The sequence below is a fragment of the Desemzia sp. FAM 23989 genome, from assembly GCF_045528345.1.
Classification (GTDB): domain Bacteria; phylum Bacillota; class Bacilli; order Lactobacillales; family Carnobacteriaceae; genus Desemzia.
Map to the genome: position 1 here is coordinate 1 of NZ_JBGQQT010000025.1, position 15,623 is coordinate 15,623.

10 protein-coding genes and 18 tRNA genes are annotated in these 15,623 nt (G+C 40.2%); all 28 read left to right on the forward strand.

All coding sequences use genetic code 11. From position 1 onward, the window contains the following. The first annotated feature begins 38 nt into the window (after positions 1–38). The 28 genes from ACEN36_RS11500 to ACEN36_RS11635 all read left to right on the forward strand — a co-directional run bounded on the left by ACEN36_RS11500 (position 39) and on the right by ACEN36_RS11635 (position 15,603). A tRNA-Arg gene (locus tag ACEN36_RS11500) sits at positions 39–112 on the forward strand. Between the two features lie 26 nt (positions 113–138). Beyond that, positions 139–212: transfer RNA gene (locus tag ACEN36_RS11505), tRNA-Pro, on the forward strand. Between the two features lie 9 nt (positions 213–221). Then, positions 222–294 (forward strand) — tRNA-Ala (locus ACEN36_RS11510). Between the two features lie 25 nt (positions 295–319). Beyond that, positions 320–393: transfer RNA gene (locus tag ACEN36_RS11515), tRNA-Met, on the forward strand. Between the two features lie 26 nt (positions 394–419). Then, positions 420–509: transfer RNA gene (locus ACEN36_RS11520), tRNA-Ser, on the forward strand. A 43-nt stretch (positions 510–552) separates the two neighbouring features. Further along, positions 553–625, forward strand: a tRNA-Met gene (locus tag ACEN36_RS11525). A gap of 41 nt (positions 626–666) precedes the next feature. Beyond that, a tRNA-Asp gene (locus tag ACEN36_RS11530) sits at positions 667–739 on the forward strand. Positions 740–745: 6 nt separating this feature from the next. Beyond that, positions 746–816, forward strand: a tRNA-Gly gene (locus tag ACEN36_RS11535). A gap of 5 nt (positions 817–821) precedes the next feature. Beyond that, positions 822–895: transfer RNA gene (locus tag ACEN36_RS11540), tRNA-Ile, on the forward strand. 49 nt (positions 896–944) lie between these two features. Then, positions 945–1,032: transfer RNA gene (locus ACEN36_RS11545), tRNA-Ser, on the forward strand. A gap of 39 nt (positions 1,033–1,071) precedes the next feature. Next, a tRNA-Glu gene (locus tag ACEN36_RS11550) sits at positions 1,072–1,143 on the forward strand. A gap of 19 nt (positions 1,144–1,162) precedes the next feature. Then, positions 1,163–1,235: transfer RNA gene (locus ACEN36_RS11555), tRNA-Val, on the forward strand. Between the two features lie 36 nt (positions 1,236–1,271). Then, positions 1,272–1,344: transfer RNA gene (locus ACEN36_RS11560), tRNA-Phe, on the forward strand. Positions 1,345–1,352: 8 nt separating this feature from the next. Further along, positions 1,353–1,433 (forward strand) — tRNA-Tyr (locus tag ACEN36_RS11565). Between the two features lie 35 nt (positions 1,434–1,468). After that, positions 1,469–1,541: transfer RNA gene (locus tag ACEN36_RS11570), tRNA-His, on the forward strand. 9 nt (positions 1,542–1,550) lie between these two features. Further along, positions 1,551–1,622: transfer RNA gene (locus ACEN36_RS11575), tRNA-Gln, on the forward strand. A 21-nt stretch (positions 1,623–1,643) separates the two neighbouring features. Continuing rightward, positions 1,644–1,714, forward strand: a tRNA-Cys gene (locus tag ACEN36_RS11580). A 35-nt stretch (positions 1,715–1,749) separates the two neighbouring features. Continuing rightward, positions 1,750–1,834 (forward strand) — tRNA-Leu (locus ACEN36_RS11585). 186 nt (positions 1,835–2,020) lie between these two features. Beyond that, positions 2,021–2,311 (forward strand): WXG100 family type VII secretion target, encoded by a 291-nt coding sequence (locus ACEN36_RS11590; RefSeq protein ID WP_079650732.1) that lies wholly within the window; start codon positions 2,021–2,023, stop codon positions 2,309–2,311. Positions 2,312–2,406: 95 nt separating this feature from the next. After that, positions 2,407–5,697, forward strand: a complete 3,291-nt coding sequence (esaA, locus tag ACEN36_RS11595; protein ID WP_407097481.1) for a type VII secretion protein EsaA — start codon at positions 2,407–2,409, stop codon at positions 5,695–5,697. A 2-nt stretch (positions 5,698–5,699) separates the two neighbouring features. Next, entirely contained in the window at positions 5,700–6,191 is a 492-nt protein-coding gene (locus ACEN36_RS11600; protein ID WP_131832582.1) for a hypothetical protein, read from the forward strand. After that, positions 6,178–6,420, forward strand: a complete 243-nt coding sequence (locus tag ACEN36_RS11605; protein ID WP_407097482.1) for an EsaB/YukD family protein — start codon at positions 6,178–6,180, stop codon at positions 6,418–6,420. The genes ACEN36_RS11600 and ACEN36_RS11605 overlap by 14 nt, the downstream gene beginning before the upstream one ends. 10 nt (positions 6,421–6,430) lie before the next feature. After that, positions 6,431–7,630: a type VII secretion protein EssB gene (gene essB / locus ACEN36_RS11610; protein ID WP_407097483.1), complete on the forward strand. Its 1,200-nt coding sequence runs from the start codon at positions 6,431–6,433 to the stop codon at positions 7,628–7,630. A 44-nt stretch (positions 7,631–7,674) separates the two neighbouring features. Next, entirely contained in the window at positions 7,675–12,234 is a 4,560-nt protein-coding gene (gene essC, locus ACEN36_RS11615) for a type VII secretion protein EssC (protein WP_407126628.1), read from the forward strand. Position 12,235: 1 nt separating this feature from the next. Continuing rightward, positions 12,236–13,381: a hypothetical protein gene (locus tag ACEN36_RS11620; protein ID WP_407097485.1), complete on the forward strand. Its 1,146-nt coding sequence runs from the start codon at positions 12,236–12,238 to the stop codon at positions 13,379–13,381. Then, complete coding sequence (locus ACEN36_RS11625; RefSeq protein WP_131832564.1) at positions 13,374–13,673, forward strand: DUF5344 family protein; 300 nt, start codon at positions 13,374–13,376, stop codon at positions 13,671–13,673. Before ACEN36_RS11620 ends, ACEN36_RS11625 begins: the two co-directional genes overlap by 8 nt. 13 nt (positions 13,674–13,686) lie before the next feature. Beyond that, positions 13,687–15,120, forward strand: a complete 1,434-nt coding sequence (locus ACEN36_RS11630; RefSeq protein ID WP_407126630.1) for a T7SS effector LXG polymorphic toxin — start codon at positions 13,687–13,689, stop codon at positions 15,118–15,120. A 48-nt stretch (positions 15,121–15,168) separates the two neighbouring features. After that, complete coding sequence (locus ACEN36_RS11635; RefSeq protein ID WP_407097487.1) at positions 15,169–15,603, forward strand: hypothetical protein; 435 nt, start codon at positions 15,169–15,171, stop codon at positions 15,601–15,603. The last annotated feature ends 20 nt before the right edge of the window (positions 15,604–15,623 follow it).

Consider the following 15,623-nt stretch of genomic DNA (forward strand, 5'->3'; position numbering starts at 1 on the left):
CCGTGCCGGTTCGATTCCGGCCCTCGGCACCATTATTAGCACCCATAGCTCAATTGGATAGAGTACTTGACTACGAATCAAGCGGTTGCAAGTTCGACTCTTGCTGGGTGCATCTCTTTTAAAGAGTAACAAGGAAAACGGGAATTAGCTCAGCTTGGTAGAGCACTTGGTTTGGGACCAAGGGGTCGCAGGTTCGAATCCTGTATTCCCGATTTTATCTAGGGGCCTTAGCTCAGCTGGGAGAGCGCCTGCCTTGCACGCAGGAGGTCAGCGGTTCGATCCCGCTAGGCTCCATTCTATTAACTAATAGAAACTTTATGGCGGTGTAGCTCAGCTGGCTAGAGCGTCCGGTTCATACCCGGGAGGTCGTGGGTTCAATCCCCTCCGCCGCTATTGATTTTTTGTATTTCATCTTTCATGGAGGATTACCCAAGTCCGGCTGAAGGGAACGGTCTTGAAAACCGTCAGGTGTGTAAAAGCACGCAAGGGTTCGAATCCCTTATCCTCCTTATCGTGTCTGCAATCAGACATGACAATTTATATATTTATTATCGCGGGGTAGAGCAGTTGGCAGCTCGTCGGGCTCATAACCCGGAGGTCGCAGGTTCGAGTCCTGCCCCCGCAATAGTGCAGTAATGCACTGCAATAAAAATTTAAGCTGATTCTGGTCTCGTGGTGTAGGGGTTAACATGTCTGCCTGTCACGCAGAAGATCGCGGGTTCGATTCCCGTCGAGACCGTTTTATGCGGGTGTAGTTTAGTGGTAAAACCTCAGCCTTCCAAGCTGATGATGGGAGTTCGATTCTCCTCACCCGCTTTTATGGGCCTATAGCTCAGCTGGTTAGAGCGCACGCCTGATAAGCGTGAGGTCGATGGTTCGAGTCCATTTAGGCCCATTGCAAAAACAAACATAAATAAAATGAAGAAAATACTTTTCATTGGTTTGGGGAAGTACTCAAGTGGCTGAAGAGGCGCCCCTGCTAAGGGTGTAGGTCGCTAACGCGGCGCGAGGGTTCAAATCCCTCCTTCTCCGTTTTAATGTTTTCATTCATTTCAACTTATTTTATTATTAGGCCCGTTGGTCAAGCGGTTAAGACACTGCCCTTTCACGGCGGTAACACGGGTTCGAATCCCGTACGGGTCATTTTTATGGATTTACCTTTGGAGGTTTAGCTCAGTTGGGAGAGCATCTGCCTTACAAGCAGAGGGTCAGCGGTTCGAGCCCGTTAACCTCCATTGATTCCAAACTAAACACAATAATAGTACCAGTAAGGCCCGGTAGCTCAGTTGGTAGAGCACTTGATTGAAGCTCAAGGTGTCGGCAGTTCGACTCTGTCCCGGGCCATTTTATTTGGAGGGGTAGCGAAGTGGCTAAACGCGGCGGACTGTAAATCCGCTCCTTCGGGTTCGGCAGTTCGAATCTGCCCCCCTCCATCATTTATTTTAAATGATGTACTTTCAATATTATGGCGATTGTGGTGAAGTGGTTAACACACCGGATTGTGGTTCCGGCATGCGTGGGTTCGATCCCCATCAGTCGCCCTTTTTTATTGGGCTATAGCCAAGCGGTAAGGCAAGGGACTTTGACTCCCTCACGCGCTGGTTCGAATCCAGCTAGCCCAGTTCTTTTAAATATTATGTTTTGGCGGTATAGCCAAGTGGTAAGGCAGAGGTCTGCAAAACCTTCATCACCGGTTCAAATCCGGTTACCGCCTTGTTTGAAGATTGATAAAATTTGTTTGTTATACATGCCGGCGTGGCGGAACTGGTAGACGCGCTGGACTCAAAATCCAGTGCCTGTTGAGGGCGTGCCGGTTCGATTCCGGCCGCCGGTATTAATGTATGTATAAAATAAAAGACCTATGTCCTTTGCGGCAAAGGTCTTTTTGCGTGTTAAATAAAGCAAATCGAACAAAATGATGCGAAAAGAGGTTGAAAAGGGGATATTAGTTGCTTTCTAGGTATAAAATTTGGTAAGTTTATTCTGGTTGTAAATTACTTATAGTAATGGAGGAGAAAAAATGGCACAAATTAAACTAACACCGGAAGAGCTAAGAACTTCAGCGGTTAAATACACAAATGGTTCAACAGATATCGATAATGTATTATCTATTTTAACCTCAGCGCAAGAAACGATTCGTGAAAATTGGGAAGGTACAGCATTTGAAAGTTTTGACAATCAATTTACGGAGCTAAAACCAAAAATTCAAGAATTTTCACAATTATTGCAAGATATCAATACTCAGTTGAATTCAGTAGCAGATACTATTGAACAAACGGATCAAGATATTGCTGGGAAAATCGGATTCTAAATCGATAATGTACTTAATTTTAAAAACCAAAGGGAAGGGATGAGAATTCCCTTCCCTTTGGTTTTTAGTCTAATTTGGAAAGGTGAAGGAAACGGATGGAAGAAAAAAAGGGGATCTGGTTTAAAATTGGAGGAGCACTGATTGTTTTTTCAGTATTGATGTTTATGCTGAACCATCAAATACAAGGCAAAAATCAACAAAATGAAACAGCTGGTGATTCTACAGATAAAGTATCTATGGATGTTAAAGGTAAGATGGACATTGCTATTGTCAATGAAGATGAAGGAACGATCGTCGATAATACATCTTATGACTTGGGATCTAATTACATAAAACAAGTAGAAAAAAATGAGGATTACAATTGGTATGTCGTCAGTAGAGGGAGTGCGGAAACTGGTTTAAATGAAGGCTCTTATCAGTTGATGCTGATTATACCGAATAATTTTTCAGCTAAAATATTGGATTTGAAAGATGCAAATCCAGAAAAAGTCTCCGTTCAATACAGAGTGAATGCGAATGGAAATGGTGATTTAGAAGCAGAAGCCAATCGTGTAGGTCATGAAATCGTGAATGGATTGAATCAACAATTAGTAGATGTCTATGTAGCGACTATATTAGTGAATCTGTCACAAGCACAAAATAGCGTTCAAGAAATAGTAAACGGCAATAATGGCAATATGTTTTCATATGAAGATCAAGTGTATGGGACTGCTTTGAATTTCGAAAATGCGATTCCGACGATTAAAACACATACGGACACAAGCCTTCAAGGAAACGAGCGATTGACAAATACGCTGATTGAAAATACAGAAGGATTTACTGAATACAGTCAATCCTTGATGGAATACGATTCTCAATTAATGGAATATGGTGCAACTTTGGAGAGTGACTCAACTTCTTATGCTGCTTTTATGGAGCAATTGATGAGTATGGATGCCAATTTATTAAATGATGAAACACAAAATCTGTTTCAATCCATCCAAACTTCCAATCGTCAATTACTCGCCCAATTTCAACAACCTGGACCGATCATGTTGGCGGAAAATCAATTTGATACCTATGCCAGCGAGTTTACACGATTACAGAATTATATGGATGAAATGAATGGAAAAATCACGGAGCAAGAAGAACTAATGGATCAACAATTGGCATCTGTGAATACATTTGTGGACAAACAACTAATGGGATATTATAAAAAGGATGGGACTATCAGCCTAAGGGACTTCCTGTCATTACATGAAAATGATAAAGAAACCAATGCGTTTATGAAAGAGATAGCAGCGAATGAAGCTCTTCATCAACAAAGCGTATTGAACAAAATAGCTTCCTTACCGTATTTCAGTATTAAGGATGAAGATACAAGAGCTCAATTAACCTTAATTGAAAATGAAGAAACGATTCGTTTGATTGATTCTATCAACAAGCAAACGGAGTACCTGAAAAGTTTCAGTACTAGCCCAAATGAAGAAGCAAATACACTGAAACAAAGAGTAGCAGCTGCTTATACAGCTTTGAGTCCATTTGTAACCAACAAAGAAGAAAAGACTTTTTCATTTGAAATTGACAATAGTGATGGGAAAATTGAACCTGGTAGTAAAATTACGGTCGATTTCCCAGATGGAGTTTTGGGTTCGTGGTCGGCAGAGGACCAAACTGTTGGTGGCAAAGAAATGATTGTGATCAAGGGTTCTTATACTATTAATAAATTGCCTGAAGACCAAACGGAAAAGCAGCAAATTGTAGTAGAATTGCTTCAAGAGCCAATAAAATCAACCCCTATCTATGAAGAATCAAGGGAATCTGATAAAGGCGATAAACCAAATGCTGAATCTAGCACAGAAACTGGCCTAGAATCTCTTTTAGAAGATAATCAGACTGAAGCTGGAGAAGAGAAGGGAACATCCACAGAAAAAGAAATAGAGCCGGATAAGCCTATCATAGGTTGGGAAGAAGGCAGAGCTGGAGTTCGTTACGTATTTTATGAAGAAATTGATTATTATTCTGACTTAGCAGGACAGGATTACCGTGAAGCTCTAAATAACTACAGTGAAGTAATAGGTGAAGTCAAGCAAGTGTATCAAAATGTATTTGAGCAGATCGGTATCACAACAGATAGCGTTAATGAACCTGTTTTTGATGCTTATACCAAAACAGCAGAAGCGTTTTTAGATCGTGATGTGAGAACGTATCTATCAGATATTGTGACCTACACGCTGACAGCTAATTTGACCAATTACCGCACATTAGCTGAGCAACAAATTAATGCGCGGTCAACAATGAATCATTTGACGCAACAAATACCTGTTCTGGCAAATAAATTGGTGGATATCCGCACAACAGCACAGGCGAATTCAGAACAGATTGATGTGCAATTGCAGTTATTGTCCAACTGGCAAGAACAAGCTCAAAATCTGACGGAATTAGGAACAGAAAGTGCACTGGACCAAGAATCTAGTTCAGCAACAGCTGAAGATATTCATTCTCAATTAAGTCAGTTGCTGCAAACTAGCGGAAGTTTGATGAGCAATTCTGAAAATACTGTGGAAATGGCTAATTCAGTAGCGGATATTTTCCAAGATTTTGATGCAGATGTATCAGTATTGGCATCAAGCAGCGAAGAACTGTCATCAGATGCTGCCGGTTTAATGAGTCGTTTCCAAGAACAAGTGCAAGAAAATAATGATTTTGCTGGTGGATTTGTGGAATTGCTGAAAAACACACACAACAATGGCGTGTTGAATGAAAATGTCATGAACTTCATTGCTAATCCAGTTGAACAAGACTTCAAAGGTTCTGTGCAAGCAGCGGAAACCGTGAATCCATTTAGTTGGGTATTGATGGCCTATGGTATTTCCTTATTTGCGGGGTATTTAGTGGCTGCAAACCAATTAGTCTTTTTGAAAAAAGATGATTTTGATGAATCAAATGGAGCATTCAAATTAAGAGCTTATCCATTAGCGATCGTAGTTGGTTTGAGTGCAGTTATAGGTGTGATCGAAGGAATCGTTAGTGGAAATGTGTTGGCTATTCCAGTTGATTATATGCTGCAATGGATTTCATTTATGGTGTTGATCAGTGTTGTGTTTGCCTTATTGAATTATGGATTGATCAAGTTATGGAAAAACATTGGATTGGGAATCAGTATTTATTTCTTGATCAGCTATGTTTTTGTGACCGAAATGATAGGAACAGTCAATAGTTTAACGGGCTTTGCGGAAACTGTTCGTAATGTGAATCCGTTGATGCTAGGAGAAAGAGCTTTACGGGCAGTTTTAAGTGTTCAAAGCAGCGCTGGATATGTGACTGGATTGATCTTGATCGCTATCATTTTAACCGCATTATTATTAGTCATTAAAAAGAAAACACCTAAACAAGAGGTGGTATAGAGATGAAAAAAAGAAGTTGTTTTCTGCTGGGGGTTTTAGGAGTATGGTTGTGTTTATATCCGCAAGAAGTTTCAGCTGAGGATTCTTCCGATTCAAGAAGTGTAAACATTCAAGTAGATCGTTTAGAAGGCGGGCCTGAATCGCGTTCGAACTTTTCAACAAATAACAGCGCCTTGTTTCACTTAGAGGATACGCAACAACTGCATGAATACAAAGAGCAGCAACAAGCCTTAAGAAACCAGCAGGCCGACAATTTATTTACCAAACCCATCAAAGACACTACTCATGATACAATTGAAAAGATAAACTTGTTTACTTCTCAGATAAATGCCAGCTCTTCAACAAGTCCAGCGACTGAAATAAACTTTCAGTCGCTGGCGCTGGCTAATTTAACTGAGAACAACTGGTTCTGGTTGATGGTTGTTCTGGTAGTATCAGCAGCACTTTTAGCTTCATATCAAATGTATAAGAGGGATAAACATGCCAGATACTGAACACATTAATATCACATTGATGTTAAAAAACGGAAATCAAGTTGATTTACGCATTCCTATTTTCATCAGTGCAGCTGCATTAGTGCACCAAATGGAATCCATTTTTCATTTGGAAAAGAAAGAAGGCATGAAGCAAATCAAAGTCCGTACAAAGGGATTGGTTTTAACAGAAGACCAACAGCTTTATGACTATCCGATAACGGATGGAGACATTATAGAAATTATCTAAGGAGAACCGCATGGAGCAAACAGAAAACAACCCACAGTCTAGGACAATCAAGTTCGACAATGCTGAATTCGAATACCTGAAAAACAATCAGGAATGGACAGTTGCGCTGATCAAATCAGCAGCCAATTTAAAAAATGAGCAACAGTTAGCGGTTTTAAAAGTGCCAGAACCGTATTTTCTGCCGTGTACGTATGAAGTGACGGAAGATAAATTACTGTTTCATTATGCTATCGAGCGTCCTGGTTACACCGCCCAAGACATACAAGCATTGGACAATACGGATAAATTAAAAGCAGTAGTAAATTTGTTGTCTATTGAACGATTCAGCTCATTTCCGTATACTTTTTTCTTACATCCAGAAAACATTTATTATGATTACAATTTGATTCCTTCTATTGCTTATCGGGGGATCAAAGAGCAGATGCCGCCGACAGAAATGAATGACGTTTTTTTATTGCGCAATTTAAAAAGCTATATCATCAGTCTGTTTCAGACACAGTACAATTTTACAGATCTGTATGAAGGGAATTTGGAAAATATAACAGGCAATGAATTTATTATGCACATCAAAAATGCGGAAACCTTTAACCAATTAGCCGAGTACCTTAAACTGATATACCACCAAAAAACGCAGGAAGACAAACTGAAATATCAAAAAGTAGATAAGAAGAAATATACATGGTCACGACAATTGTCCATTTGGTTCGGAGCGGCCTTGGTCATTGCTCTAGCTGCCTTGATTTATTTTGTCTTTATCCGCAGTCCTTTTCAAAATCGCTTATTACAAGCAGATGCTTATTTTGTCCAAAATAACTACTCAGAAGTGGTTTCGACATTAAATCCAGTGGATCACACTGATTTACCGGTCACACAAAAGTACATTTTGGCTTACTCAGTAGTGCAAGGTCAGAATTTTAATGAAGAGCAAAAAAAAGTGATTTTGAACAACGTCAGTTTGAAATCGGATACCAACTACTTAGATTTTTGGGTCCATATTGGTCGCGGCGACTTTGAAGAAGCGATCGATGTGGCGAAAAAGATCGGCGATTACGATTTGATTTTATACGGTTTGGTTCAAATTCGGGAACAGATCGTTAATAATCCAGATTTAACGGGAGAAGAACGAGAAGAACAATTGAGTCAGTATGAGAACCAGTATGATGAATACACGAAAGAAAGAGATTCTATTCTTGATGAAAGCACAGAGTAAGAGAGACCAACGTATAAGAATACGGAGTAAGGAAGGTGTAACCGGTGGAACAAGTGAAATACCAAGAAAAAAGAACTAAACCGCTTAGTCTGATCGTCTATGATTTAATGGAGAGGTATCAGTTTGATATTGCGGCAGAAGAAAAAGAAAATGCCTATTCCATTTCGTTGGAGGAAAAAAGATTTTCTGCCTTGAACCGCTTATTTCTGGATGTGCCATTAGGGCCTATTCAAGTTATTGGCAGTCGAGTTAGGGTCCAATTCAATGAAAAAATCATAGAAGGACAGCTGAATGAGTGGATATCTCTTCCGATAGATCAAGGAGAGATCCAGTTTTATTTAGGGGACCAACTGCCGCAAAAACGATATGATCTGGCTACTAAAAATACCTTATTGATCAGTCCGCATCAAAATGCAGATATCCAACTGGCAACTCCTTCGTTAAAGGCTATTTTTAAAAGAGATGATCACTCTCAATGGTGGTACGAGTTGCTTGAAGGTTCTTTATACGTAAACAATCGTCTTGTCCAAGCACAAACAGGGGCCATCGAATTTGGAGACGAAGTAGCTTTTCAAAATCATAAACTCAAGCTGGTCAAAGATGAATTGCAAGTTCGGAAATCTGAATCTATGCAAGTAAACTTGCAAGAAGTGGTTTTCTCAAGGTATGAGTATCCAGAAGATTATCCTGACTACCATCGGTCACCTAGGATCATTTACCGCAATCCGGAAAAGAAGGTAGAAGTAAAAGCTCCACCTCAACTGCCTAAAAAGCCGTCAGAACAGTTGTTAAAGATTATTGTACCGCCATTGGTCATGGTGACTTTACTGATCATGATTAGTATTTTTCAACCAAGAGGGTTGTACATTATCATTACTTTAGTGATGTCCTTGTTAACAGCTGTTTTTTCTATCCAACGTTATTTCACGCAAAAGCGCGAGTATCGAAAAGCGCTGGAAGAAAGAACGAATACATATCAGAGCTATTTAAAAGCGAAAGCCAAAGATTTGTACCACGATAAAAAAGAACAAGAAAACGGACAACACTATCATTACCCCTCCATCAGTGAGATTGAAGAGTTGACCGTCAGCATGAACCATCGAATTTATGAAAAAACACCAAACCATTTTGACTTTCTGCACTACCGTCTAGGATTGGGAAAAGTTCCGAATTCTGTCGATTTGACTTACTCGAATAAAGAAAGAGAAAAAAAATTAGACGATTTGGAGACACAAGGCTATCACTTATTTGAACAGTACCAGTCCTTAGACCAAATGCCGATCACGGTCAATTTGACTGATGCACCGGTGGGCTATATCGGTCCGAGAAAATTGGTTATCGAGCAGCTGCAGTTGCTGGTCAATCAATTGGCTTTTTTCCATAGTTACCATGAAATCCAGTTTATTACCATTTTTCCGGAAGAAGAAAAAGAAGACTGGAATTGGATGCGCTGGTTGCCGCATGCAAAATTAAGCGATACTAATGTACGAGGATTTGTCTATAACCAACGCAGCCGGGATCAAGTATTGAACAGCTTGTACCAGATCTTGAAAGAGCGGAAGAATGCGCTGGATGAGAAGAAAAAAGCCGATGACGGTTCATTGTTCAGTCCGCAATATGTAGTGTTGGTCACGGATGAGAAACTGATCTTGGATCACATGATCATGGAATTCTTTGATCAAAATCCATTAGCTTTAGGATGCAGCATCATTTTTGTGCAAGATGTTCTAAGTTCATTATCGGAGAATGTTCAAACGGTTATTGACGTTCGAGATCGAAATACTGGAGTTTTATTGATGGAAAGTGGAGAATTGAAGAATACACTGTTCCATTTAGACCATTTTCCAGATTCTTTCGACAAAGAACGGATTCCGCGCAAATTAGCACCGTTAAAGCATTTGCAAAGCATTAAAAATGGCGTTCCGGATACAGTGACCTTCTTGGAAATGTACCAGGCTAGTCGTTTTGAAGACCTAGAAGTTGCCAAACGTTGGCAGGAGCATTCACCGCATAAAACATTAGCAGTGCCAATCGGTTTAAGAGCTATGAATGATCCAGTACAATTGAACTTGCATGAAAAAGCACATGGACCACATGGATTGATTGCAGGAACAACAGGATCAGGAAAATCGGAGTTGATCCAAAGTTATATCTTGAGTTTGGCTGTCAATTTCCATCCACATGATGTAGCATTTTTACTGATTGATTACAAAGGTGGAGGAATGGCAAATCTATTTGCTCATTTACCGCATTTATTGGGAACGATCACCAACTTGGATGGCAATCAAAGTTTAAGAGCGTTGTCTTCCATCAAAGCCGAATTAAAAAGACGGCAGCAATTATTTTCATTGAACAATGTCAATCACATCAATCAGTACCAAAAACTGGTCAAAAATGGAGATGTCTCTGAACCATTGCCCCATTTATTCCTGATCAGTGATGAATTTGCGGAATTAAAAGCCGAGCAGCCTGATTTTATGAAAGAATTGGTTTCTACTGCTCGTATTGGACGTTCGTTAGGAATTCATTTGATATTAGCGACCCAGAAACCTACCGGAGTGGTAGATGACCAGATTTGGAGTAATTCACGCTTTAAGATCGCATTGAAAGTAGCGGACCGTGCAGATTCTATGGAAATGCTGCGGACGCCAGATGCCTCTGAGATCACTCAAGTTGGTCGGGGGTATATGCAAGTGGGGAACAATGAAATCTATGAATTGTTCCAAAGTGCTTGGAGTGGTGCTGATTATCTTCCAGATAAAGAAACACAGCACATTGAAGACCACACCATCTATATGGTCAATGATCTGGGACAATATGAGATATTGAATGAGGATCTAAGCGGGTTAGACTCTGTTGAAGAAATCAAACAGCTCCCTACAGAATTGGATGCTGTGATCGAAGGTATCCAAAGAGAAGTATTCAAAGAAAAAATCAAACCGATTTCAAAACCTTGGCTGCCTCCTTTAAAAGAGCGAATCTATGTAGAAAACCTGCATGAGGTTCAATTTGAGGAAGAATGGGCGAAGAAAAAAATGCCTTTGAAACCAGTCATTGGGATGATCGATTTACCGGATAGTCAAGAACAGCAAACCCTGCAATTGGATTTAAGGAAAAATGGACATGTATTATTGTATGCTAGTCCAGGGTATGGAAAGTCGACTTTTTTACAAACGATCCTCTTGGACTTAGCCCGTTCACAAAATCCAGAACAAGTGGAGATGTATTTATTGGATTTTGGAACAAATGGTTTGTTGCCACTAAAAGATTTGCCACATGTGGCCGATATATTCAGTGCAGACGAACACGAAAAAATCAGAAAATACATTACCCGTATGACTCAAGAGATCAAGCGACGGAAAAAATTGTTGAGCCAGTATTCAGTAGCTAATATGGCGTTATATGAAGAAGTCAGCGGGAAAAGTGAACCTTCTCTGTTGATTGCGGTAGACAGCTATGAAGGAATCAAAGGATTTCCGATCGAAGCTGAATTTGAAAGTCATTTGATCCAATTAGCCCGTGAAGGAGCCAGCTTGGGAATCCATATCGTGATGACTGCTGGAAGACAAGCCAATATTCGAATGAATTTATCGGGCAATATCAAGCAGCAATTTGTGTTAAAACAAAATGCGGATGACGAAGCGAGAATGATCGTCGGAAGAACTTCACTGACCATTGATGATACTCCTGGACGTGGTTTGGTACGATTAGAGAAACCTGAGTTGTTCCAAGTAGCTTTGCCGGCTAAAGGAGAAAGCAGCATAGCTTTGATTCAGGAAATACAAACGGAAGTGAAGCGCATGAAGCAAGCTTGGAAGGGTAAGCTGCCGATTCCTATTCCAATGGTTCCAGACGAACTGCTCGTTAACGATTTTGTGTCCAATCCAATCGTGGTCGAAATGTTAGCTGAAAAAGAAACACTCGTCGTTGGGCTGGACAGAAGCACTGCTTTACCGATAGGATTTAAACGCAACGAAAAAGTGATCTACTTAAGTTCGGGAAGAATGAAATTAACGGAAAGCTTAAATTCATTGCTGCAAATCGCTAAAACGACTGAGCAGCGAACGTACATCATTGATCATTCCAGTATGCCGTTGTATACACACCGCCAAAGTGTCCAAGCATATGCCACTACAGACCAAGAGATCGATTATGTCATTGAACATGTTTTAGAGATTATAGCGGAACGGGAAGAACTGTATTTCAATCAATTCAAACAAGATGCTGCTCAGAACATGAAAGACTTCCATTTAGACTTTACGCCGATCATGTTGGTCATCAATGACTTAAGTGCGATTTACGACAAATTGGATACAGCTGTGAAGCGGAAAATCGATCAACTAGTTGAACTAGAACACAAATTAGGGATCACGATTGTTTTTGGTGCAGAATTCAGTACTTTCAATCGCGACTATAATGATTTGGCGAAGCGATTGAAAGCTACGAAAAATGCGGTCATAACGATGAGCTTTTCAGAGCAAACCATTTATGCACCGGCCGTCCGGATTTCTCGCGAAAAACCATTAGAACAAGATGAAGCCTACTTGTATCGTGAGGGAAATGTTCAAAAAATCAAGTTCCCAGTAAAAACTTCGGAGGGGTAAGATGAATAAGGTAAATGACTTAAGGATAGAAATCAATCAATATCCATACATGGACAATAAGCTTTATGTTTCACTGGGCATTCATGCCGGTTTCGCCTATAAAGAGTATATGTTGCTGAAAAATAGATCTAAGCGAATCACATTAAACCAAGCCAGTGCAAATGTTTTTATGGAATATATGCGCTTGAAAACAGCTCAAACGATGGGGAAAATGGTGCGGACGAATACGACAACAAATGCTTCTGTACTGACCTTTTTTACGACCGTTTCGACTTTTGATAAAGATATCCAACAAATCATGGATCTCTTTTATGAGGGAGATTTTGATGAAAAACTATTTGTAGAAGCGAAAGCCAATTGTGTAGCTAATTTTCAAAAGAACTACCAGGATATCGAATTTCGGGCATATACTAAATTGATGGAGTTTTCAGATCAACGCAAGGGATTTGATTTTCACCAATTTACTCAGGCAATCCAAGCGATCCAGTCAGCAGACATAAGACAATTTAGGGAAATGTTTGTGAACTATCCGAACACGTTTTTATTGATCAATGGCCATACAGATAAAATAAAAGAAGCTGATTTTTTCTATCAACTCAAAGAAACCAAAAGGCCGGGAGATGTATTTGTTCCTTCCATTCATTTGATAGGTGATGCTCCTGCTCAAGACCGACACTTATCTGCAATGGATAAGCAATCCTATCGCACTGGTGCTATGCACTTTGACTTTGATTCAGAATCGATTCCGGTACACGATCGTTTTGCTTTATTGCAATTGATCGGGCATAGTTTATTCAAACATCATTTTGCAGTTAGTGTAGATGCTTTAGATGCCAGCATACTGTACAAAGATTTGCCTTTACTAGAATACAAAGATAAAATAATAGTATCTTTAACTGAAGAGAATGTAAAAGAAGCCTGTTTGTCTATACAGGAAGAAGTGGAATACATGCTTGTCGAAAAACCGTATCAATTCAATGCGCTGTTTGCCAGTTTATATGTGAATGGCATTGATTTGATCAAGTATTATGTCACCATTAAAACGTATCGACCTGAGTTTATCAAAAAAATCATGAAACTAAATCAAGAAGCCATTACTGAATGCCACATTAGGCTAGAACAAGGAGCGAGTGTGAACTATGTCTGAAATATTGATCGACCCAGAAAAACTTCAAGAAGAGATCGCCGGTTTTAGAGAAGCTACTGAGGTGATCGATAGTTCTCCTTACTCAACAGAAAAGGGAAACTTGGATTTGGCAGCAGTCAATAAGTATGTGGATGCTCTAGATCAAATGAATACAGCAATGACCAACTTTAAAGCGTTGGCGGAGAATGATATTCAGAATTTGGAATTTATTCGAGCAGACTGGATGAATGTAGACCGTGATTTAGCAGGAATGACAATTTGGGACAGAGCATTTGGTTCAAGCGGTTCATAGTGGGGGTGCACATATGGCTTTATTAAATAACGAAGAAATTGAAAATCTGACAACAGAAGCAACAGATCAAGCTTTAACATTGGAGGACTTATTTTATACGCAGTACAAAAGTGCCTATGTGTTGACAGAGACAACGAGTTTTAAAGGAGCAGCAGCGGATAGTTACAAACAATACATTCGACTATCGACGATCCATCACATCAATATGTTTATGAATATACTAGAAGAAATAAAAACAGCCATCAATGAAATCAAAGAGGCTTATTTAGGTTTTGAAAGTGATGCGAATGGGAAAGTAGCAACGGATGATTTAGAGTCTGCTGAGCAGAGTGTAGCGAGAGAGCAGCGAAATACTTCGGCAATCACAACGCGGGTAGAGACGTTGAATACCCGAGCTGCTGAATACATTCCAGTAACAGATATCCAAAGCAACACGTTGGATACCGATTTTCAAGCCGTATTGGTATTTTTAACGGACACGGTCTATGGCTTATCTGAAACAGATGACACTGCTTTGGCAACAGCTGAATCCATTTATGAACGGATTCAAGAGTTGACCAACAGCATCACGAATATTTCAGAAAACTATTACGACAGCCAAGGAGCTATTGCGTTAGACCGAGTGGGCAATATAGCCAATGAATCGTGGTACAAAACAGAACCTACCACAGCTATCGACAACAAATTGATAGAAGATCCGTTTTTCTACACGGCTGATTCCCAAGCGATTGGAGAAGGACAATGGGCTGCTGGGCTGGCAACAGACACATATATCGCAGCCGGATATGCACTGCCAAATTACAGTTATCAAGCGGGAGTAGACAATGGAGTTTATTCAGCTTCCGGAGACGCTGCCCTCATTGAAGGAAATGTAAATGCAGAACTAGGCGGAATTGCTGAAGCTAACGTGGTGGGAAGAGGCGGCTATGCCAATGGTACAGCTGAATTCGGATCGCTGATAGGTGAATCTGATAAAAGAGGGATTCACCTTGATGGAGAAGTTGGTGCAGCTAATATTCAAAGTAGAGCAAGACTTGGCAATGACTTGTTGAATGCTGAAGGAAAAGCAGGAGCTGAAGGAGCGACTGCGGGGGGAACTGTATCGGCTATGTACGAGGATCAAAACAACTATGCAGCCGGCCTGAGAGGAGACGCATCTATCTGGGAAGCATCGGCAAGTTTAGGTTTATCTGCCTTTGATATTGAGATGGAAACGAAAGATTCAAACGGAAACACAATCAAGGACAAAGTTTCATTATTTGGAGCAGATCTCGAGGCTTCTGGAGGCTGGAGCGCAGGTGCAGCAGCTTATATCGAAACACAAAATGTATCTGAATTTGGACCATTGAATCTAAATGCTACTTCACTGGAACTAGGCGGAAAATTAGGTTTAGGACTGAACTTGAAACTCAACTTCCCCACATTTACGTTTGATTTTCCTTGGTGATCAAGACCTATTTTAACAGACAACTAATCAACGAAAGTGAGTGAAAGTATGGCAACCGATAAAGCGATCCAGCTTATCCTACCAAAAAGTTCCAAAGCAGAGAAACCCGAAAACAATCCTATTGTGGCTCTTGCGCAAGAGTACTTGGACAGCCTATCGGATATTGGAGTTGCTGGACTGTTTAATTTAACGTATACGGGATACTTAATAGAAACAAAACCGTATCAGGCATTATTTATGGCAACCAATCGAACAGGAGAACCAATAGAAGATTTTTCGTTTGTTCTTGATGTGCAAATTGGAGATCAAACAATCTGGCAAAACACCTTGTTTCGCATCACGAAAGAAGAGTTTGGAGAAATCCCTGTCCAGTCCTCGATGCCGATATTGATCAGTGTCCCTGAAGGAAGAGAAGCGGACTTATTGGAAGCTGATAATGACACGATCCAGATTTCTCTTTCTCAATTACAGAAGTTGACCTGAGTCACAACGAAGGAGGTAAT

What these genes read in the sequence shown, in the direction of transcription:
- esaA (WP_407097481.1), top strand. Translation starts at nt 2,407, where the DNA reads ATGGAAGAAAAAAAGGGGATCTGGTTTAAAATTGGAGGAGCACTGATT.
- ACEN36_RS11620 (WP_407097485.1), top strand. Translation starts at nt 12,236, where the DNA reads ATGAATAAGGTAAATGACTTAAGGATAGAAATCAATCAATATCCATAC.
- ACEN36_RS11635 (WP_407097487.1), top strand. Translation starts at nt 15,169, where the DNA reads ATGGCAACCGATAAAGCGATCCAGCTTATCCTACCAAAAAGTTCCAAA.
- essB (WP_407097483.1), top strand. Translation starts at nt 6,431, where the DNA reads ATGGAGCAAACAGAAAACAACCCACAGTCTAGGACAATCAAGTTCGAC.
- ACEN36_RS11630 (WP_407126630.1), top strand. Translation starts at nt 13,687, where the DNA reads ATGGCTTTATTAAATAACGAAGAAATTGAAAATCTGACAACAGAAGCA.
- ACEN36_RS11590 (WP_079650732.1), top strand. Translation starts at nt 2,021, where the DNA reads ATGGCACAAATTAAACTAACACCGGAAGAGCTAAGAACTTCAGCGGTT.
- ACEN36_RS11600 (WP_131832582.1), top strand. Translation starts at nt 5,700, where the DNA reads ATGAAAAAAAGAAGTTGTTTTCTGCTGGGGGTTTTAGGAGTATGGTTG.
- ACEN36_RS11605 (WP_407097482.1), top strand. Translation starts at nt 6,178, where the DNA reads ATGCCAGATACTGAACACATTAATATCACATTGATGTTAAAAAACGGA.
- ACEN36_RS11625 (WP_131832564.1), top strand. Translation starts at nt 13,374, where the DNA reads ATGTCTGAAATATTGATCGACCCAGAAAAACTTCAAGAAGAGATCGCC.